The organism is Pseudomonas protegens, assembly GCF_003732485.1.
Lineage (GTDB): Bacteria > Pseudomonadota > Gammaproteobacteria > Pseudomonadales > Pseudomonadaceae > Aquipseudomonas > Aquipseudomonas protegens_B.
Window position 1 is genome coordinate 167,304 of the sequence record NZ_MOAK01000013.1, and the last position, 16,282, is coordinate 183,585.

Below are 16,282 nucleotides of genomic sequence, written 5' to 3' on the forward strand. Positions count from 1 at the left end.
TCGACCCTCGGGAAAATTTCTGATTCGACACTAGGAGGCGCTGATCATGAGCACCCTGATCGTTCAGCTGGACATGGAAGAGTTCTGTGAAGTGGCCGACCTGTCGGCGGCCTACGTGATCGAAATCGTCGAACACGGCATCCTCGAACCTCAGGGGACGGCGCCCAAGGACTGGCGTTTCAACGATGTCGAACTGTCCCTGGCCAAGCGCGCGGCGAAGTTGCGCCGCGACCTGGACCTGGAGTGGGAAGGCGTCGCCCTGGCGCTGGACCTGCTGGACGAAGTGCGGCAGCTGCGGGCCGAGAACCAGATGCTCAAGCAGCGCCTGGGCCGCCTGCTGCTGGATTGACCCTCCTTGTCGCGTAGGACCGGCTTGCCGGCGAAGAGGCCCCTGGGCCTTGCGCAATCTGTGCCGACGCCTTCGCTGGCAAGCCAGCGCCTACGGTTTGCCACCCGCTCGCTGTAGGAGCCGGCTTGCCGGCGAAAGGACCTTGGGCCTTGCGCAATCTGTGCCGACGCCTTCGCTGGCAAGCCAGCTCCTACGGTTTGCCATCCGCTCGCTGTAGGAGCCGGCTTGCCGGCGAAAGGACCTTGGGCCTTGCGCAATCTGTGCCGACGCCTTCGCTGGCAAGCCAGCGCCTACGAGGTGGCGCGGGAGACGCGGGGCAGGATCACGGCGAAGGTGGTGCCATCGCTCTCGTTGGAGCTGACCTCGATGCTGCCCTGGTGCGCGGTCACTACTTCCTTGACGATGAACAGCCCAAGGCCAAGGCTGGTGCTGGTACTGCCCAGTTCTTCATCGGCACTGCGCACCAAAGGATCGAACAGAGTGCTCAGGGCGTCCTTGGGAATCGGCGTGCCATAGTTGTGCACGGTCAACAGCACCTGTTCCGCACCGCCGGTAATGGTTACGGTCACGGTGCGGCGGTTGCTGCCGTGCTGCAGGGCGTTGCCGATCAGGTTCTGCAGCATCTGCTCGATACGCCCCCGGTCCCAGATGCCATGGCTGTCACCCTCGAAACTCAGTAGCGGCGTGCAATCGGGCTGTCCGGCGCAGGCTTCGTCCATGGCGGCCTTGGCGGCGCTGGCCAGGTCCATGGGCGCGGGATCGATGGGCAGGCCATTGCCCAGGCGACTGCGGACGAACTCCAGCAGGTCGCTGACCATGGCGCCCATGTGTCGGGTGCCGGTCTTGATGCGTGAGACAAAGGCCTGGGCCTCGCCATCCAGCGGCATTTTGCGCGCCAGCATCTCGGTGGACATGCTCACCGCCTGCAGCGGCGCCCGCAGGTCGTGGCCGAGAATCGCCAGGAAGATGTCCCGTGAGCGGCTGACCTGCTCGGCGTAGGCGCAGGTGGACTCGGCCAGGGCTTCGTCGATGGCCTCGTTGAAACGGATCATGTCCTGCAGGTGTTCCAGGTCCGGCGTCACCAGGCTGGCGACCCACAGGCGGATCACACAGGCCCGCAGGTGGCGGAACTCGGACGTCATCTGCACCAGATCGAAACCCACGTTATGACGCAGTTCGCCATGGCTGGCGGCGGCCTCGTCCAGGCTGGGGGATTTCTCCGGGCCTTCGCCCCTGGCCTTGGCCAACTGTTCACCCGGGCTCTGGGTGATGCGCATGTCACGGGCAGCAGCCAGCAGAATCGAGGTGGCGTGATCCCGCAGGTCGCTGCGGGTCAGGGTGTCCGCCGCCAGGGTCCTGGCAAATTGTTCCCATTCATCAACAATTCGATCAACGTGCTGCACGATGAAATCGGACAGGCGCATAGCCGGGCACCTTACTGGGCAGAGAGTGGAAAACCGACACGCATCTTAGCGCCTTATCCGCGGCTTCAACACCGCGCCTGCCCAGTGGCCGGACACACCTCAGAACAGGAAGTAACGCTGGGCCATGGGCAGCACATCCGCCGGTTCACACCACAGCAGAACACCATCGGCCTTGACCTGATAAGTCTGCGGGTCGACCTCGATGTCCGGCAGGTAGTCGTTGTGGATCAGGTCGCTCTTTTGCACCGTGCGACAACCCTTGACCACGGCGATGCGTTTTTTCAGCCCCAATTGCTCCGGTATTCCGGCGTCCAGTGCGGCCTGGCTGATAAAGGTCAGGCTGGTGGCGTGGCGACTACCGCCATAACTGGCGAACATTGGCCGGTAGTGCACAGGCTGTGGGGTCGGGATCGAGGCATTGGCGTCGCCCATCAAACTGGCGGCAATGGCCCCGCCCTTGAGGATCAGGGTCGGCTTGACCCCGAAGAAGGCCGGGCGCCAGAGCACCAGGTCGGCCCATTTGCCCACCTCGATGGAGCCCACCTCATGGCTGATGCCGTGGGTGATGGCCGGGTTGATGGTGTACTTGGCGATGTAGCGCTTGACCCGGAAGTTGCTGTTGCCCGGGCCGTCTCCCGGCAGCGGGCCGCGCTGTTTGTGCATCTTGTCGGCGGTCTGCCAGGTGCGGGTCACCACTTCGCCGACCCGGCCCATGGCCTGGCTGTCGGAGCTGATCATCGAGAACGCCCCCAGGTCATGGAGGATGTCCTCGGCGGCGATGGTTTCCCGGCGGATGCGGCTCTCGGCGAAGGCCACGTCCTCGGCGATGCTCGGGTCCAGGTGATGGCAGACCATGAGCATGTCCAGGTGTTCGTCGATGGTGTTGCGGGTGAAGGGTCGGGTCGGGTTGGTGGAGCTGGGCAGCACATTGGCGAAGCCGCAGGCCTTGATGATGTCCGGGGCATGGCCGCCGCCGGCACCTTCGGTGTGGTAGGTGTGGATGGTCCGGCCCTTGAAGGCGCCGAGAGTGGTTTCGACGAAGCCGGACTCGTTCAGCGTGTCGGTGTGGATCGCCACCTGCACGTCGTACTCGTCGGCCACGCTCAGGCAGTTGTCGATGCTGGCCGGAGTGCTGCCCCAGTCCTCGTGCAGCTTGAGGCCGATGGCCCCCGCCTTGACCTGCTCGATCAAGGGCTCCGGCAGGCTGGCGTTGCCCTTGCCGGTAAAGCCGATGTTCATGGGGAAGGCGTCCGCGGCCTGGAGCATGCGCGCCATGTGCCAGGGCCCGGAGGTGCAGGTGGTGGCGTTGGTCCCGGTGGCAGGTCCCGTGCCGCCGCCGATCATGGTGGTGACGCCGCTCATCAGCGCCTCTTCGATCTGCTGCGGGCAGATGAAGTGGATATGGGTGTCGACGCCGCCGGCGGTGAGGATCATGCCCTCACCGGCGATGACCTCGGTGCTGGCACCGATGGCGATGGTCACATCGGGCTGGATGTCCGGATTGCCGGCCTTGCCGATGGCGGCGATGCGCCCGTCCTTGAGGCCGACGTCGGCCTTGACGATGCCCCAGTGGTCGATGATCAGGGCGTTGGTGATCAGGGTGTCGACCACATCGCACGCCAGCAGCTGGCTCTGGCCCATGCCGTCGCGGATCACCTTGCCACCGCCGAACTTCACTTCTTCGCCGTAGGTGGTGAAGTCCTTCTCCACTTCGATCCACAGCTCGGTATCGGCCAGCCGCACCTTGTCGCCCACGGTAGGGCCGAACATGTCGGCATAGGCCTCACGGGAAATCTTCATCGCAGCTCCTTACAAAAAACAGGTCTTGCAGGAGCCGGCTTGCCGGCGACGGGGCCCGAAAGGCCGCATTCGCCAGCAAGCCGGCTCCTACGCGCGTAGGGTCGAGGGATCAGAGGTCGCCCATGATGCGTCCGGCAAAACCGAACACCCGGCGCTTGCCGGCCAGTTCCACCAGTTCCACTTCCCGGGTCTGTCCCGGTTCGAAGCGCACGGCGGTCCCGGCGGCGATGTTCAGGCGCATGCCGCGGCTGGCGGCACGGTCGAAGGTCAGGGCGTCGTTGGTTTCGAAGAAGTGATAGTGGGAGCCGACCTGGATCGGCCGGTCGCCACTGTTGGCCACGCTGAGGGTCAAGGTGCGGCGCCCGGCATTGAGTTCGATCTCGCCAGGCTGGATCTGGTATTGGCCAGGAATCATAGGGGTTGTCCCAGGGTCTTGAAGTAGATGGCGGTGGGGGTATAGGTGCCGTCCGGGCTCTGGCAGTAGTTGGGCAGCTCGCCGACCCGGGTGTAGCCCAGGGAACGGTAGAAGTCCTCGGCCGCCGACCCTGCCTCGGTGTCCAGGTACAGCAGCCCGCGCTTGTGCTGGCGGGCGGCCTGTTCCAGGGCGTTCATCAATTGCTGGCCCAGTCCACGGCGCCGGGCGCTGTGCAGCACCTGAAGCTTCTGCACCTCGGCGCGGTTGCGCCCATTGGCCTTCATGCACAGCGCCAGCTGCACGCTGGCCAGGACCTTCTCATCGTGAACCACCACCCACAGCATCAGGCTGCCGTCCTCGACCCCGGCCTGCACGCTGCCGAGGTAGTCCCGGGCCTGGCTGTCGTCCAGATCGGCCATGAAGCCGATGGACGCGCCGTGGTGCACCGAATCCAGCAGCAGGTCGATCAATCCTTGACGGTAATGGGCAAAGCTTTCTCCATGGACTCGGCGCAGTTGGGCGGCGTTCATCGAGAGGTCACTCCTTGTGAGGGGCCGGCGGTTGTGCCCCGGGGTTGAGAATCAGCTGCATGAAGGTCAGGTCCAGCCAGCGCCCGAACTTGGTGCCCACCTGGGGCATCTGTCCGGTGCTGATGAAGCCCAGGCGCTGGTGCAGGCGGATCGAGGCGACGTTGGTGCTTTCGATGGCAGCCACCATCACGTGTTTGTCACAGCCACGGGCGCGTTCCAGCAGCACCGCCATCAGCTGTGGACCCAGGCCATTGCCGCGCTGGTCGCTGCGGACATAGACCGAATGCTCCACGGTGTGGCGAAAGCCGTCGAAGGGTCGCCAGTCGCCGAAGGAAGCGTAGCCGAGCACCTGCTCCTCGGCGTTGACGATCACCAGAATCGGGTAGCCCTGGGCCTGGCGCGCACTGAACCAGGCCTGGCGGTTGCCCAGGTCCACCGGCGAGTCGTTCCAGATCGCCGTGGTATTGGCCACGGCGTCGTTGTAGATGTCGCGGATCGCCGGCAGATCGGCGTGCAACGCGTCGCGGATGCGATAGGTCATGGCGCGATCTCAGGCGATGGGTTGATGGACAGTGACCAGCTTGGTGCCGTCGAGGAAGGTGGCCTCGACCTGGACCTCCGGGATCATCTCCGGGATGCCTTCCATCACCTGTTCACGGCTGAGCAGGGTGGTGCCGTAGTGCATCAGTTCAGCCACGGTCTGGCCATCCCGGGCGCCTTCCAGCAGCGCCGCGCAAATATAGGCCATGGCCTCCGGGTAGTTGAGCTTGAGGCCGCGAGCCAGTCGCCGCTCGGCCACCAGGCCGGCGGTGAAGATCAGCAGCTTGTCTTTTTCGCGTGGGGTCAGGTCCATCGTGATCAATCCGTTGTTGGGCAGTTAAAAAAAGAGAGTCGGCTTCAGGTGTTCCAGATCCTCGGCGGCACGGCCTCGCGGTCCAGCAGCGCCGGGCGCAGCAGGCGCCACAGGTCGATCAGCCAGGCCCGGGCCTGCAGGGCTTCACTGGCCAGGCAGCGGGCCACCAGCAGGCCCGGCAGTTGGCTCAGGTCGCCGCGTACCGGGTGCGCCAGGGCGCGGCAACGCTCCAGCAGTTCGCTGTCGATTTCACCGGTCACCAGCAACGTGGCGAACACCGGCTGGCCGTCCAGGCCGATGGGGGAGTCCAGCAGGCCGTCGTCGCCTTTGATGCGCTGGCGTTCATGCCACAGCGGCCGGCCGTCGCGACGGATGTCCAGGTGAGCCTGGAAGTGCCCTTGCTCGAAGCGCTCGCCGCTGGCCGGGCGTCCCAGGGCCACGATGTCCCAGTAGAACAGCCGGGCATCGCCTTGCAGTTCGATCAGGGTGGTCAGTTCGGCTTGGGCGGCGCTGAAGACAATGGTTTCCTGGGGCAGCCATTCCAGGGTTGCCCCCGGTGCCACTTGCAGCCTCAGGGTCTGGCTGGCAGGGCCGGTGGCGCGGTACCACTTGGCGGCACCGGGGCTGGTCAGCTGTGCCCAGGCGCCGTGGTCGACCCGGGCACTGATGGCCAGTTGGTCGCCGCCGGCGATGCCGCCGGGTGGGTGGACGATGATGTGCTGGCACACCTCGGGGCCCTCGGCATACAAGTGCTTCTGCACCCGCAGCGGGCCCAGGTGGCGACGCAGGACCGGGCGCGTGGTGGTGCCGAAACGGGCGTAGGCCAGCTCCAGCTCGGCGTGCCAGCTGGGGGTGAACAGGGCGGTGACGGCAGGTGAGTTCATGCTGGGTCGTTATCGTTAGGAGGCTACAGATTAGATCGTAACCAGGCCGCGTACACCTTCTGCCTGCATATTTTCCCCACGGCCCTGCTGGACGATTTCGCCCCGGGACATCACCAGGTACTGGTCGGCCAGTTCGGCGGCGAAGTCGTAGAACTGCTCCACCAGCAGAATCGCCATATCGCCCTGGGCCGCGAGTTTCTTGATCACCGCGCCGATCTCCTTGATCACCGAGGGCTGGATGCCTTCGGTGGGCTCATCGAGGATCAGCAGCCGGGGCCGACTGGCCAGGGCGCGACCGATGGCCAGTTGTTGCTGCTGGCCGCCGGAGAGGTCGCCGCCACGGCGCTGCTTCATCTGCAACAGCACCGGGAACAGTTCGTAGATGAAGGCCGGCACTTCCCTGGCCTGGGAGCCGGGGAAGCGGGACAGGCCCATCAGCAGGTTTTCCTCCACGGTCAGGCGGCCGAAGATTTCCCGGCCCTGGGGCACGTAGGCGATCCCGGCGTGGACGCGCTGATGGGGCTTGTAGCCGGTGATGCTCCGGCCCTCCCAGTTGACCGCGCCTTCCTTGGCCGGCAGCAGGCCCATCAGGCATTTGAGCAGGGTGGTCTTGCCCACGCCGTTGCGCCCCAGCAGGCAGGTGACTTCGCCAATCCGGGCTTCGAAGCTCAGGCCGCGCAGGATGTGGCTACCGCCGTAGTATTGGTGCAGCTTGTCGACTTGGAGCATGGTCGGGTACTCGAATTTTGTGGGGATTGCGGGGTGGTCTTCGCTGGCCAGCCAGCCCCTACGGGAGGGGTAGGAGCCGGCTTGCCGGCGAACGGCGGTTGCGCTAACGGCCGAGGTACACCTCGATCACCCGTTCGTTTTCCTGCACCTGCTCCAGGGACCCTTCGGCCAGCACGCTGCCCTGGTGCAGCACGGTGACGTGGTCGGCAATCGAGCCGACAAAGCCCATGTCGTGTTCCACCACCATCAGCGAGTGCTTGCCCGCCAGGGTCTTGAACAGCTCGGCGGTAAATTCGGTCTCGGCGTCGGTCATGCCCGCCACCGGCTCGTCCAGCAACAGCAGTTGCGGGTCTTGCATCAGCAGCATGCCGATCTCCAGGAACTGTTTCTGGCCGTGGGACAGCAAGCCCGCCTGGCGTTGGGCCGAAGGGCTCAGGCGAATGGTCTCCAGCACCTGGGCGATGCGGTCCTGCTGTTCTGTGTTCAAGCGTGCCCCGAGGCTGGCCCACACCGACTTGTCGGTCTTCTGCGCCAGCTCCAGGTTCTCGAACACGCTCAGGGCCTCGAACACCGTGGGTTTCTGGAACTTGCGGCCGATCCCGGCCTGGGCGATCTGCACTTCGCTCATCTGGGTCAGGTCCAGGGTTTCGCCGAACCAGGCCTTGCCCTGGGTGGGGCGAGTCTTGCCGGTGATCACGTCCATCAGGGTGGTCTTGCCGGCGCCGTTGGGGCCGATGATGCAGCGCAGCTCGCCGACGCCGATGTACAGGTTGAGGTCGTTGAGGGCCTTGAAACCGTCGAAGCTGACGCTGATGTCTTCCAGGGTCAGGATGGTGCCGTGGCGGGTGTTGAGGCCCTTGCCGGCGGCGTGCCCGAGGCCGATGGCGTCGCGGCTGCTGCCCTGGTCCTTGTTGGGTTCGAGGATGGGTTCGAGCATGAAATCCGCGGTCGCTGTGACTCTCATTGTTCACCTCGTTTGTTCAGCAGGCCGATCACGCCCTTGGGCAGGTACAGGGTCACCACGATGAACAGTGCGCCGAGGAAGAACAGCCAGTATTCGGGGAAGGCTACGGTGAACCAGCTTTTCATGCCGTTCACCAGCCCGGCTCCCAGCAGCGGTCCGATCAGCGTGCCGCGTCCGCCCAGGGCGACCCACACGGCGGCTTCGATGGAGTTGGTGGGGGACATTTCGCTGGGGTTGATGATGCCCACCTGGGGCACGTACAGGGCCCCGGCCAAGCCACAGAGCACCGCGCTCAGGACCCAGACGAACAGCTTGAAGCCACGGGGATCGTAGCCGCAGAACATCAGGCGGTTCTCGGCATCACGCAGGGCGGTCAGCACCCGGCCGAACTTGCTCCGGGCCAGGCGCCAGCCCAGGTACAGGCTGCCTACCAGCAGCAGTACCGTGGCCAGGAACAGCACCGCCCGAGTGCCCGGTTCGGTGATGCCGAAACCCAGGATGCTGCGGAAGTTGGTGAAGCCGTTGTTGCCGCCGAAGCCGGTCTCGTTGCGAAAGAACAGCAGCATCCCGGCAAACGTCAGGGCCTGGGTCATGATCGAGAAGTACACGCCCTTGATCCGCGAGCGGAAGGCGAAGAAACCGAACACCAGGGCCAGCAGCCCCGGCGCCAGCACCACCAGGCACAGGGCCCAGAGGAAATGCTCGGTGCCGGTCCAGTACCAGGGCAGCTCGTTCCACGACAGGAAGGTCATGAACGCCGGCAGGCCGTCTCCGGCGGCCTGGCGCATCAGGTACATGCCCATGGCGTAGCCGCCCAGGGCGAAGAACAGGCCGTGGCCCAGGGACAGCAGCCCGGCGTAGCCCCAGACCAGGTCCAGGGCCAGGGCGACGATGGCGTAGCAGAGGATCTTGCCCACCAGGGTCAGGGTGTAGGCCGAGACCTGCAGCGGGTGGTCCGCCGGTAGCAGCGACAGCAGCGGCAGGGCCAGCAGCACCAGGAGCAGCAGCGCGCCGACGGCGATCGTGACCTTGGGCCCGGCTTTCTGGCTGGCGGTAATGAGCAGTGGTTGATTCATCAGTCGATCACCCGTCCTTTCAGTGCGAAGAGTCCTTGCGGGCGTTTCTGGATAAACAGAATGATCAGCGCCAGGATGAGGATCTTGCCCAATACGGCGCCGATCTGCGGTTCGAGGATCTTGTTCGCCACCCCCAGACCAAAGGCCGCCAGCACGCTGCCGGCCAGTTGCCCGACGCCGCCGAGCACCACCACCAGGAACGAGTCGATGATGTAGCTCTGGCCCAGGTCCGGGCCGACGTTGCCGACCTGGCTCAGGGCCACGCCACCGAGGCCGGCGATGCCCGAGCCAAGGCCGAAGGCGAGCATGTCCACGCGCCCGGTGGGCACGCCGCAACAGGCGGCCATGTTGCGGTTCTGGGTCACCGCACGCACGTTCAGGCCCAGGCGGGTCTTGTTCAGCAGCAGCCAGGTGAGCACCACGACAAACAGCGCGAAGGCGATGATCACGATGCGGTTGTAGGGCAGTACCAGATTGGGCAATACCTGGATGCCGCCGGAGAGCCAGGCCGGGTTCGCCACCTCGACGTTCTGCGCGCCGAACAGCAGGCGCACCAGTTGGATCAGCATCAGGCTGATGCCCCAGGTGGCCAGCAGGGTTTCCAGGGGCCGGCCGTAGAGGTGGCGGATCACCGTGCGCTCCAGGGCCATGCCGACCCCGGCGGTGACGAAGAACGCCACCGGCAGCGCCAGCAGCGGGTAGTACTCGATGGCCTGCGGGGCGTAGCGCTGGAACAGCAGCTGCACCACGTAGGTGGCGTAGGCGCCGAGCATCAGCATCTCGCCATGGGCCATGTTGATCACCCCCAGCAGGCCGAAGGTGATGGCCAGGCCCAGGGCCGCCAGCAGCAGGATCGAACCCAGGGACAAGCCGCTGAAGGCCTGGCCCAGCATCTCGCCCACCAGCAGCTTGCGCTTGACCTGGGCCAGGCTGGTTTCGGCGGCGGTGCGCACGTTGGCATCGGCCTCGACACCGGGTTCGAGCAAGCCTTCGAGGCGGGTGCGGGCCAGCGGGTCGCCGGTTTCCCCCAGCAGGCGCACGGCGGCCAGACGCACCGCCGGATCGCTGTCCACCAGTTGCAGGTTGGCCAGGGCCAGGCTCAGGGCGTCGTGCACGCCGGGGTCTTGCTCGGCTGCCAGCTGGGCATCGAGGAATTTCAATTGCGCCGGCTTGGCGCTTTTCTGCAGTTGCCGGGCGGCGCCGAGTCGGGTGCCGGCATCGGCGGCGAGCAATTGATGGCTGGCCAGGGCGGTGTCGATCAGGCCCCGCAAGCGGTTGTTCAGGCGCAGGGTTTTGCTTTCACCGGCGATGCTCAACTGGCCCTGTTGCAGGGCGTTGAGCAGTTCGATGCGCGCCGGATCGGGCTGCGCGGCCCAGCTTTCCAGAAGCTGGGCCTGCTGCGCGGGATTGGCCGCGACGAAGTCTTCGGCCTCACCGGCTTGGGCCGCCCATGGCAGCAACAGCAGGCAGGCGAGGATGAAACAGTAAAGGGCAGTGGGCATATCGATGTCCTTGAAAGCGCCCGGATAACCCGTAGGAGCGAGCTTGCTCGCGATTCGCGCAGCGGCCAGCCGGGCGGTTTTCGTTGACGGTCCTGCGGACCTCATCGCGAGCAAGCTCGCTCCTACAGGGAAGGCGTCAGGTGCGGATCAGTTGCTCTTGACCGCGTAGTCCGGCTTCTTGTCGTTGCCCGGAATGAAGGGGCTCCAGGGCTGGGCACGGATCGGGCCTTCGGTCTGCCAGACCACGTTGAACTGACCGTCCGGCTGGATCTCGCCGATCATCACCGGCTTGTGCAGGTGGTGGTTGGTCTTGTCCATGGTCAGGGTGTAGCCCGACGGTGCGGCGAAGGTCTGCCCGGCCAGCGCCTCGCGGACCTTGTCGACGTCGGTGGACTTGGCTTTCTCCACCGCCTGGGCCCACATGTGGATGCCGACGTAGGTGGCTTCCATCGGGTCGTTGGTCACGGCCTTGTCCGCCCCCGGCAGGTTCTTGGCCTTGGCGTAGGCCTTCCAGGCGGCGACGAACTTCTGGTTCACCGGGTTATCCACCGATTCGAAGTAGTTCCACGCCGCGAGGTTGCCCACCAGCGGCTTGGTGTCGATGCCGCGCAGTTCTTCCTCGCCCACGGAGAACGCTACCACCGGCACGTCGGTGGCCTTCAGGCCCTGGTTGGCCAGTTCCTTGTAGAAGGGCACGTTGGAATCGCCGTTGACCGTAGAGATCACTGCGGTCTTGCCGCCGGCGGAGAACTTCTTGATGTTGGCGACGATGGTTTGATAGTCGGCATGACCGAAAGGGGTGTAGGCCTCTTCGATGTCCTTGTCCGCCACGCCCTTGGAGTGCAGGAACGAGCGCAGGATCTTGTTGGTGGTGCGCGGGTAGACGTAGTCGGTGCCCAGGAGGAAGAAGCGCTTGGCGCTGCCGCCGTCCTCGCTCATCAGGTATTCCACCGCCGGGATTGCTTGCTGGTTCGGCGCGGCGCCGGTGTAGAAGACGTTGGGCGACATTTCTTCGCCTTCGTATTGCACCGGGTAGAACAGCAGGCCGTTGAGCTCCTCGAATACTGGCAGCACCGACTTGCGCGACACCGAAGTCCAGCAGCCGAACACCACCGCCACCTTGTCCTGGGTCAGCAACTGGCGGCCCTTCTCGGCGAACAGCGGCCAGTTCGACGCCGGGTCCACCACCACTGGCTCCAGCAGCTTGCCGTTGACCCCGCCCTTGGCGTTGATTTCGTCGATGGTCATCAGCGCCATGTCCTTGAGGGACGTCTCGGAGATCGCCATGGTCCCCGACAGGGAATGCAGGATACCGACCTTGATGGTTTCGGCGGCCTGGACGGTCCAGGTCATGCCCATCGCGGCAATGCTTGCCGAGAGAGTGAAAGCCTTGAGCAAACTACGACGCTTCATTGTGCGATCTCCATGAACTCTTGATTTTTCAGGTGGTAGATGCGGACTGTTGAAGGGCTGTTTTGCAAGGGATGTGCCGAGTCGGCGCAGGGCATGAAAACGTCGCTTTAACTGCAACGGCGGGAGAGGCGATGCCCCAAGACGAGGCCTGGGCAAGGGCGTGGTGCGCGAGGATGCGTCATTGTGGTGCTGCCGCAGAGCGGCAGCCGTGATCGGAGGGGAGCTTCAATTCACGCCGGGGAAGGCGTCGACATATTTGATGGTGAAGTCCGGAAAGGAGTCGACGATCTGGATCTTGTAATCGGGAAAACTGTTGACGATCTTCCACTTGCCCGCCGAGTCGGGAAAGGAGTTGACCTGCTTCACCTTCAGATCGGGAAAGGAGTTCACCACCTTGACCTTGTAGTCGGGGAAGCTGTTGACGAACTGGATGTTGCCGTAGATTTTCGAGACATCGACAGAGGTGTCGGCCGCGGCGCCAAGGGAGGTGCCGAAGAGCAAGGCCAGGAGCGCGGTTCTGAACATGAGACTCATCCTGAGAGATCCAAGCGCGCGATCTTAAAGCAAGGGCGACCTTTGTAGGAGCTGGCTTGCCAGCGAAGAGGCCCTCGCCTTCTACACAGGACTCAAGGGCGCCTTCGCCGGCAAGCCGGCTCCTACAGGGGGGCGGGGTACCGTCAGCGGCGGCGCATCAGGCCGATGAAGAACACTCCGCCAATGGCCGCGGTGGCCACACCGATGGGCAGGTCCTCGGGGGCAATCAGGGTGCGGGCAGCGACATCGACCCAGACCAGGAACAGGCTACCCAGCAGCACGCACGCCGGCAGCAGCCGACGGTGCTCGGCGCCCACCAGGCGCCGGGCAATGTGCGGCACCATCAGCCCGACAAAACCGATGGAACCACTGATGGACACCAGCACCCCGGTCATCAGGGAGGCGATCAGGAACACCTTGAAGCGTACGTTGCGTGCGTTCAGGCCCAGGGTCACGGCGGTCTGTTCCCCGGCCATCAAGGCATTCAGCGGCCGGGCCATGCCCAGCAGCAACACCAGCCCCAGCAGCACGCTGGCGGCAGGGATCGCCAGCAGTTCCCAGCGCGCCAGCCCCAGGCCGCCGAGCATCCAGAACATCACCGCGGAGCTGGCCCGGTGATCCCCCATGAACAGCAGCAGGTTGGCCACCGCCATCATCACGAAGGACACCGCCACCCCGCACAGCAGCAGTCGGTCGCTGTCGAGGCGGCCGTTGCGGGCGGCAATGCCCAGCACCAGGACCATGCTCGCCAGGGCGCCGACAAAGGCCGCCAGGGGCAGGGTCAAGAGGCCGATGACCTGCCCCAGGTGCAGCACCACGATCACCGCGCCGAGGGTGGCCCCGGAGGTCACCCCCAGCAGGTGCGGGTCGGCCAGGGGGTTGCGGGTCACCGCCTGCAGCACCGCGCCGATCAGCGCCAGCCCGGCGCCTACCAGAGCCCCCAGGAGCATGCGCGGGACGCGGATCAGCCAGACGATATGCTCCTGGCCCGGGCTCCAGTCCACCGTACCCAGGCCCAGGGCCTTGTGCAGGAGAATCCGCCAGACCACATCCGCCGGCACCCGCGCCGGGCCAAACCCCAGGGACAGCACGCAGGACACCAGCAGCAGCGCGCCGAGGGTCAGCAACAGCCAGGCATAACGACCCTTGATCATTCGCCGTGGAAACCCTTGGCCAGGGTTTCCACCGCCAGCACGTTGTCGATGCCCGGGGTGGCCTGCACATAGGGAATGACGATGAAGCGCTGGTTCTTGATCGCGTCGACTCCTTGCAGGGCCTGGTTGTTCAGCAGGAACTGCTGCTTCTGCTCGGCCGTGACTTCGCTGTAGTCGACGATGACGATCACTTGCGGGTTGCGCTCGACCACGGTCTCCCAGTTGATCCGGGTCCAGCTGGCCTCGACGTCATCGAGAATGTTGCGCCCTCCGGCGGCATCGATCAGGGCTTGGGGCATGCCCAGGCGACCCGAGGTCATGGCCCGGTCTTCGCCGCTGTCATAGAGGAACACCCGTGGCTTGTCCTGGGGCAGGTCCTTCTGCACCTCGGCGACCTGCTCCTGCATCTGGGCGATCAGGGTGTTGGCCCGGTCCTGCACGTCGAAGATCCGCCCCAGGTTGCGCAGGTCGTTGTAGGTGTCATCGAGGCTCGCCGCCGGGCGTTTCATGACGAAGGCGCAGGACTCGGTCAGCTCATAGACGTTGATCCCCAGGGGCGCCAGGGTTTGCGGGGTCAGGTCGCCGCCGACGCGCATGCCGTAGTCCCAGCCGGCGAACAGGAAGTCGACGTTGGCGTTGAGCAGGGTTTCCACCGAAGGGTACTTGGCCGCCAGCTCCGGCAGACCGTCCAGCAGGGTGCTCATTTGCGGGGTCACGGCCTTCCAGCCACTGACGCCGCTGTAGCCCACCATCCGCGATTTGAGCCCCAGGGCGAGCATCATCTGGGTCATGTTGATGTCATGGCTGAGGGCGTGTTTCGGCGCTTGCTTGAAGGTCACTTCGCGGTTGCAGCTGGTGATGCTCAGCGGGTAGTGAGTGGCTTCGGCGAAGGCTTGGGCAGTGCCCAGCGACAGGGTCAGGGCGAGGCCGGAACGGAGCAGGGAGCGCAAGGTCATGGTTGAGTGATCCAGGTGATTCGTGGGTAGCCGGACAGGGGGTGGGCGTCGATCAGCGCCTCGACGCCGAAGACATTGCGCAGCAGCTCGACGGTGAGCACTTCGCTGGGAGGACCGCTGGCGACGATGCGCCCGTGATCGAGGACATACAGCCGGTCGCAGAAAGCCGCGGCCAGGTTCAGGTCGTGGATGCTGGCCAGGGTGCCGATGCCCAGGCGCTTGACCCGCTGCAACAGCTCCAGCTGGTAGCGCGGGTCGAGGTGGTTGGTCGGCTCGTCGAGGATCAGCAGTTGCGGCCGCTGGGCCAGGGCCCGGGCCAGGATCACCCGCTGTTTCTCTCCCCCCGACAAGGTGGCGAAAGCATGGTCCTCGAAGCCCAGCAGGCCCACCGACTCCAGGGCCTCGCGAGCGATGCTGCGGTCTTCCTGGGTGTCTGCATCGAACAGGCCCTTGTGGGGCGTGCGGCCCATGGCGACCACTTCCTCCACCGTCAGGCCGAAGGCGTCGGGGAATTCCTGGAGCACCACGGCGATGCGTTGCGCGCACCAGCGCGGCGACTGCTTCCACACATTCTGATGCTCAAGCTGCACCTCGCCCTGCTGCGGCTTGCTGAAGCGATAGGCGCAGCGCAGCAGGCTGGTCTTGCCGCTGCCGTTGGGCCCGATCAGGCCGACGAACTCGCCGGCCGCCACTTGCAGGCTGGCCTCACGCAGTTGGAACTGGTGATGGCAGTGACCCTGACCCAGGGGTGTCCAGGCCAGGTTGGTGAGGTTCAGCGAGGTCATGCGGTGTCCGTGTGATCCCCGTGCCGTAGCGCCAGGTGGGGTTAAAAGGTGTAGTCAGCGGTGACGAAGAACGAGCGTGGCTCGCCGAGTATCCATTGCTGGCCGTCATTGTATTGGCTTTGTGCGTACTGGCGGTCAAACAGGTTGTTCAATTGCAGACCCAGGGTGGTATTGGGCAGCGCTTTCCACGACAGGTTGGCATCGACCACGGTGTAGCTGGGCAACTGATTCCGGTTGGCCATGTCGGCGTAGCGCGCATCCACGTAGCGCACGCCGGCGCCGGCCCGCAGGTCATCGTTGATGGCTTTGCTCAGCCACAGGTTGGCGGTGCGGCGCGGCACGTCCACCGGGCGATTGCCGTCGCGGGATACTTGTACGCCGTTGACGTCCTGCTGGAAGTCGTCGTACTGGGCGCGAACGATGGCGGCGTTGGCTTGCAGTTGCCAGGCGTGGGGCAGTTGCAGGTCCAGGCTGGCTTCCAGGCCATTGGAGGATTGCTGGCCCACTTGCTGTTTCTGGTCCGGGTCGCCGGGAACGTCGGTCAACAGTTTCTTCTTGACGATGTGATAGGCCGCCAGGGTCCATTCGCCACGTTGGTCCCAGAACATTTGCTTGAGGCCGATCTCGGTCTGCCTGGCGCTGGACAGGTCGAATTGCTGCTGGCTCTTGCTCAGGGATATCAGCCCGCCGACACCGTCGGTGCTGGTGGAGTACTGGCCGTAGAGGGAGGTGTCCGGAGTCACGGCAAACACCAGCCCGGCCTTCCAGTTGTTGCCGGTCAGGGTCTTGTCGCTCCGGCTGTCGTCCTTCAAGTCATCGCGATCAATGTGCACATAGTCGCGGCGCACACCCGTTACCAGGGACCAGCGCTCGCTGAGTTGCAGGCGGTTTTCGGCGAACACCGACATCTGCTT

18 protein-coding genes are annotated in these 16,282 nt (G+C 65.0%); 1 reads left to right on the plus strand and 17 read right to left on the minus strand.

Features of this window, described 5'->3' with window-relative positions; genetic code table 11:
* The first annotated feature begins 46 nt into the window (after positions 1-46).
* On the plus strand, positions 47-349 hold the full coding sequence (locus BLX41_RS01265; RefSeq protein WP_123723438.1) for a chaperone modulator CbpM: 303 nt from the start codon (positions 47-49) through the stop codon (positions 347-349).
* A gap of 290 nt (positions 350-639) precedes the next feature.
* Here BLX41_RS01265 and BLX41_RS01270 read toward each other — a convergent pair whose 3' ends face one another.
* The 17 genes from BLX41_RS01270 to BLX41_RS34140 all read right to left on the minus strand — a co-directional run.
* Positions 640-1,773, minus strand: a complete 1,134-nt coding sequence (locus BLX41_RS01270) for a sensor histidine kinase (RefSeq protein ID WP_123723439.1) — start codon at positions 1,771-1,773, stop codon at positions 640-642.
* A 99-nt stretch (positions 1,774-1,872) separates the two neighbouring features.
* Entirely contained in the window at positions 1,873-3,573 is a 1,701-nt protein-coding gene (ureC, locus tag BLX41_RS01275; protein WP_123723440.1) for an urease subunit alpha, read from the minus strand.
* 109 nt (positions 3,574-3,682) lie between these two features.
* Positions 3,683-3,988: an urease subunit beta gene (locus BLX41_RS01280; RefSeq protein WP_123723441.1), complete on the minus strand. Its 306-nt coding sequence runs from the start codon at positions 3,986-3,988 to the stop codon at positions 3,683-3,685.
* Positions 3,985-4,518, minus strand: coding sequence for a GNAT family N-acetyltransferase (locus BLX41_RS01285; RefSeq protein WP_110650910.1), 534 nt, complete (start codon positions 4,516-4,518; stop codon positions 3,985-3,987). Before BLX41_RS01285 ends, BLX41_RS01280 begins: the two co-directional genes overlap by 4 nt.
* Before the next feature lie 7 nt (positions 4,519-4,525).
* Complete coding sequence (locus BLX41_RS01290; RefSeq protein ID WP_123723442.1) at positions 4,526-5,059, minus strand: GNAT family N-acetyltransferase; 534 nt, start codon at positions 5,057-5,059, stop codon at positions 4,526-4,528.
* Between the two features lie 9 nt (positions 5,060-5,068).
* Positions 5,069-5,371, minus strand: a complete 303-nt coding sequence (locus BLX41_RS01295; protein ID WP_123723443.1) for an urease subunit gamma — start codon at positions 5,369-5,371, stop codon at positions 5,069-5,071.
* Between the two features lie 44 nt (positions 5,372-5,415).
* On the minus strand, positions 5,416-6,255 hold the full coding sequence (locus tag BLX41_RS01300; protein WP_123723444.1) for an urease accessory protein UreD: 840 nt from the start codon (positions 6,253-6,255) through the stop codon (positions 5,416-5,418).
* A gap of 30 nt (positions 6,256-6,285) precedes the next feature.
* A complete protein-coding gene (gene urtE, locus BLX41_RS01305; RefSeq protein ID WP_123723445.1) occupies positions 6,286-6,984 on the minus strand; it encodes an urea ABC transporter ATP-binding subunit UrtE in 699 nt (232 codons plus the stop codon).
* Positions 6,985-7,087: 103 nt separating this feature from the next.
* The gene (gene urtD, locus BLX41_RS01310; protein WP_123723446.1) at positions 7,088-7,948 is read right to left on the minus strand and encodes an urea ABC transporter ATP-binding protein UrtD; all 861 of its coding nucleotides are present in this window, start codon (positions 7,946-7,948) and stop codon (positions 7,088-7,090) included.
* Positions 7,945-9,024, minus strand: coding sequence for an urea ABC transporter permease subunit UrtC (urtC, locus tag BLX41_RS01315; RefSeq protein ID WP_123723447.1), 1,080 nt, complete (start codon positions 9,022-9,024; stop codon positions 7,945-7,947). Before urtC ends, urtD begins: the two co-directional genes overlap by 4 nt.
* Complete coding sequence (gene urtB, locus BLX41_RS01320) at positions 9,024-10,526, minus strand: urea ABC transporter permease subunit UrtB (protein WP_123723448.1); 1,503 nt, start codon at positions 10,524-10,526, stop codon at positions 9,024-9,026. Before urtB ends, urtC begins: the two co-directional genes overlap by 1 nt.
* A 147-nt stretch (positions 10,527-10,673) precedes the next feature.
* A complete protein-coding gene (gene urtA / locus BLX41_RS01325; protein ID WP_123723449.1) occupies positions 10,674-11,939 on the minus strand; it encodes an urea ABC transporter substrate-binding protein in 1,266 nt (421 codons plus the stop codon).
* A gap of 225 nt (positions 11,940-12,164) precedes the next feature.
* Entirely contained in the window at positions 12,165-12,464 is a 300-nt protein-coding gene (locus BLX41_RS01330) for a 7(1) septoil knot domain-containing protein (RefSeq protein ID WP_123723450.1), read from the minus strand.
* A 152-nt stretch (positions 12,465-12,616) separates the two neighbouring features.
* Positions 12,617-13,627 (minus strand): FecCD family ABC transporter permease, encoded by a 1,011-nt coding sequence (locus BLX41_RS01335; RefSeq protein ID WP_123723451.1) that lies wholly within the window; start codon positions 13,625-13,627, stop codon positions 12,617-12,619.
* Entirely contained in the window at positions 13,624-14,583 is a 960-nt protein-coding gene (locus tag BLX41_RS01340; protein WP_123723452.1) for an ABC transporter substrate-binding protein, read from the minus strand. Before BLX41_RS01340 ends, BLX41_RS01335 begins: the two co-directional genes overlap by 4 nt.
* Positions 14,580-15,368, minus strand: coding sequence for an ABC transporter ATP-binding protein (locus tag BLX41_RS01345; protein ID WP_123723453.1), 789 nt, complete (start codon positions 15,366-15,368; stop codon positions 14,580-14,582). Before BLX41_RS01345 ends, BLX41_RS01340 begins: the two co-directional genes overlap by 4 nt.
* Before the next feature lie 41 nt (positions 15,369-15,409).
* The coding region (locus BLX41_RS34140) for a TonB-dependent receptor (RefSeq protein ID WP_259744297.1) at positions 15,410-16,282 on the minus strand (873 nt) is incomplete at its 5' end.

Coding starts and splice junctions, on each gene's coding strand:
- ureC (WP_123723440.1), bottom strand. CDS start 3,573: ATGAAGATTTCCCGTGAGGCCTATGCCGACATGTTCGGCCCTACCGTG.
- BLX41_RS01345 (WP_123723453.1), bottom strand. CDS start 15,368: ATGACCTCGCTGAACCTCACCAACCTGGCCTGGACACCCCTGGGTCAG.
- BLX41_RS01300 (WP_123723444.1), bottom strand. CDS start 6,255: ATGAACTCACCTGCCGTCACCGCCCTGTTCACCCCCAGCTGGCACGCC.
- urtC (WP_123723447.1), bottom strand. CDS start 9,024: ATGAATCAACCACTGCTCATTACCGCCAGCCAGAAAGCCGGGCCCAAG.
- BLX41_RS01285 (WP_110650910.1), bottom strand. CDS start 4,518: ATGAACGCCGCCCAACTGCGCCGAGTCCATGGAGAAAGCTTTGCCCAT.
- BLX41_RS01335 (WP_123723451.1), bottom strand. CDS start 13,627: ATGATCAAGGGTCGTTATGCCTGGCTGTTGCTGACCCTCGGCGCGCTG.
- BLX41_RS01295 (WP_123723443.1), bottom strand. CDS start 5,371: ATGGACCTGACCCCACGCGAAAAAGACAAGCTGCTGATCTTCACCGCC.
- urtD (WP_123723446.1), bottom strand. CDS start 7,948: ATGAGAGTCACAGCGACCGCGGATTTCATGCTCGAACCCATCCTCGAA.
- urtB (WP_123723448.1), bottom strand. CDS start 10,526: ATGCCCACTGCCCTTTACTGTTTCATCCTCGCCTGCCTGCTGTTGCTG.
- BLX41_RS01290 (WP_123723442.1), bottom strand. CDS start 5,059: ATGACCTATCGCATCCGCGACGCGTTGCACGCCGATCTGCCGGCGATC.
- BLX41_RS01265 (WP_123723438.1), top strand. CDS start 47: ATGAGCACCCTGATCGTTCAGCTGGACATGGAAGAGTTCTGTGAAGTG.
- BLX41_RS01340 (WP_123723452.1), bottom strand. CDS start 14,583: ATGACCTTGCGCTCCCTGCTCCGTTCCGGCCTCGCCCTGACCCTGTCG.
- urtA (WP_123723449.1), bottom strand. CDS start 11,939: ATGAAGCGTCGTAGTTTGCTCAAGGCTTTCACTCTCTCGGCAAGCATT.
- BLX41_RS01270 (WP_123723439.1), bottom strand. CDS start 1,773: ATGCGCCTGTCCGATTTCATCGTGCAGCACGTTGATCGAATTGTTGAT.
- BLX41_RS01330 (WP_123723450.1), bottom strand. CDS start 12,464: ATGTTCAGAACCGCGCTCCTGGCCTTGCTCTTCGGCACCTCCCTTGGC.
- BLX41_RS01280 (WP_123723441.1), bottom strand. CDS start 3,988: ATGATTCCTGGCCAATACCAGATCCAGCCTGGCGAGATCGAACTCAAT.
- urtE (WP_123723445.1), bottom strand. CDS start 6,984: ATGCTCCAAGTCGACAAGCTGCACCAATACTACGGCGGTAGCCACATC.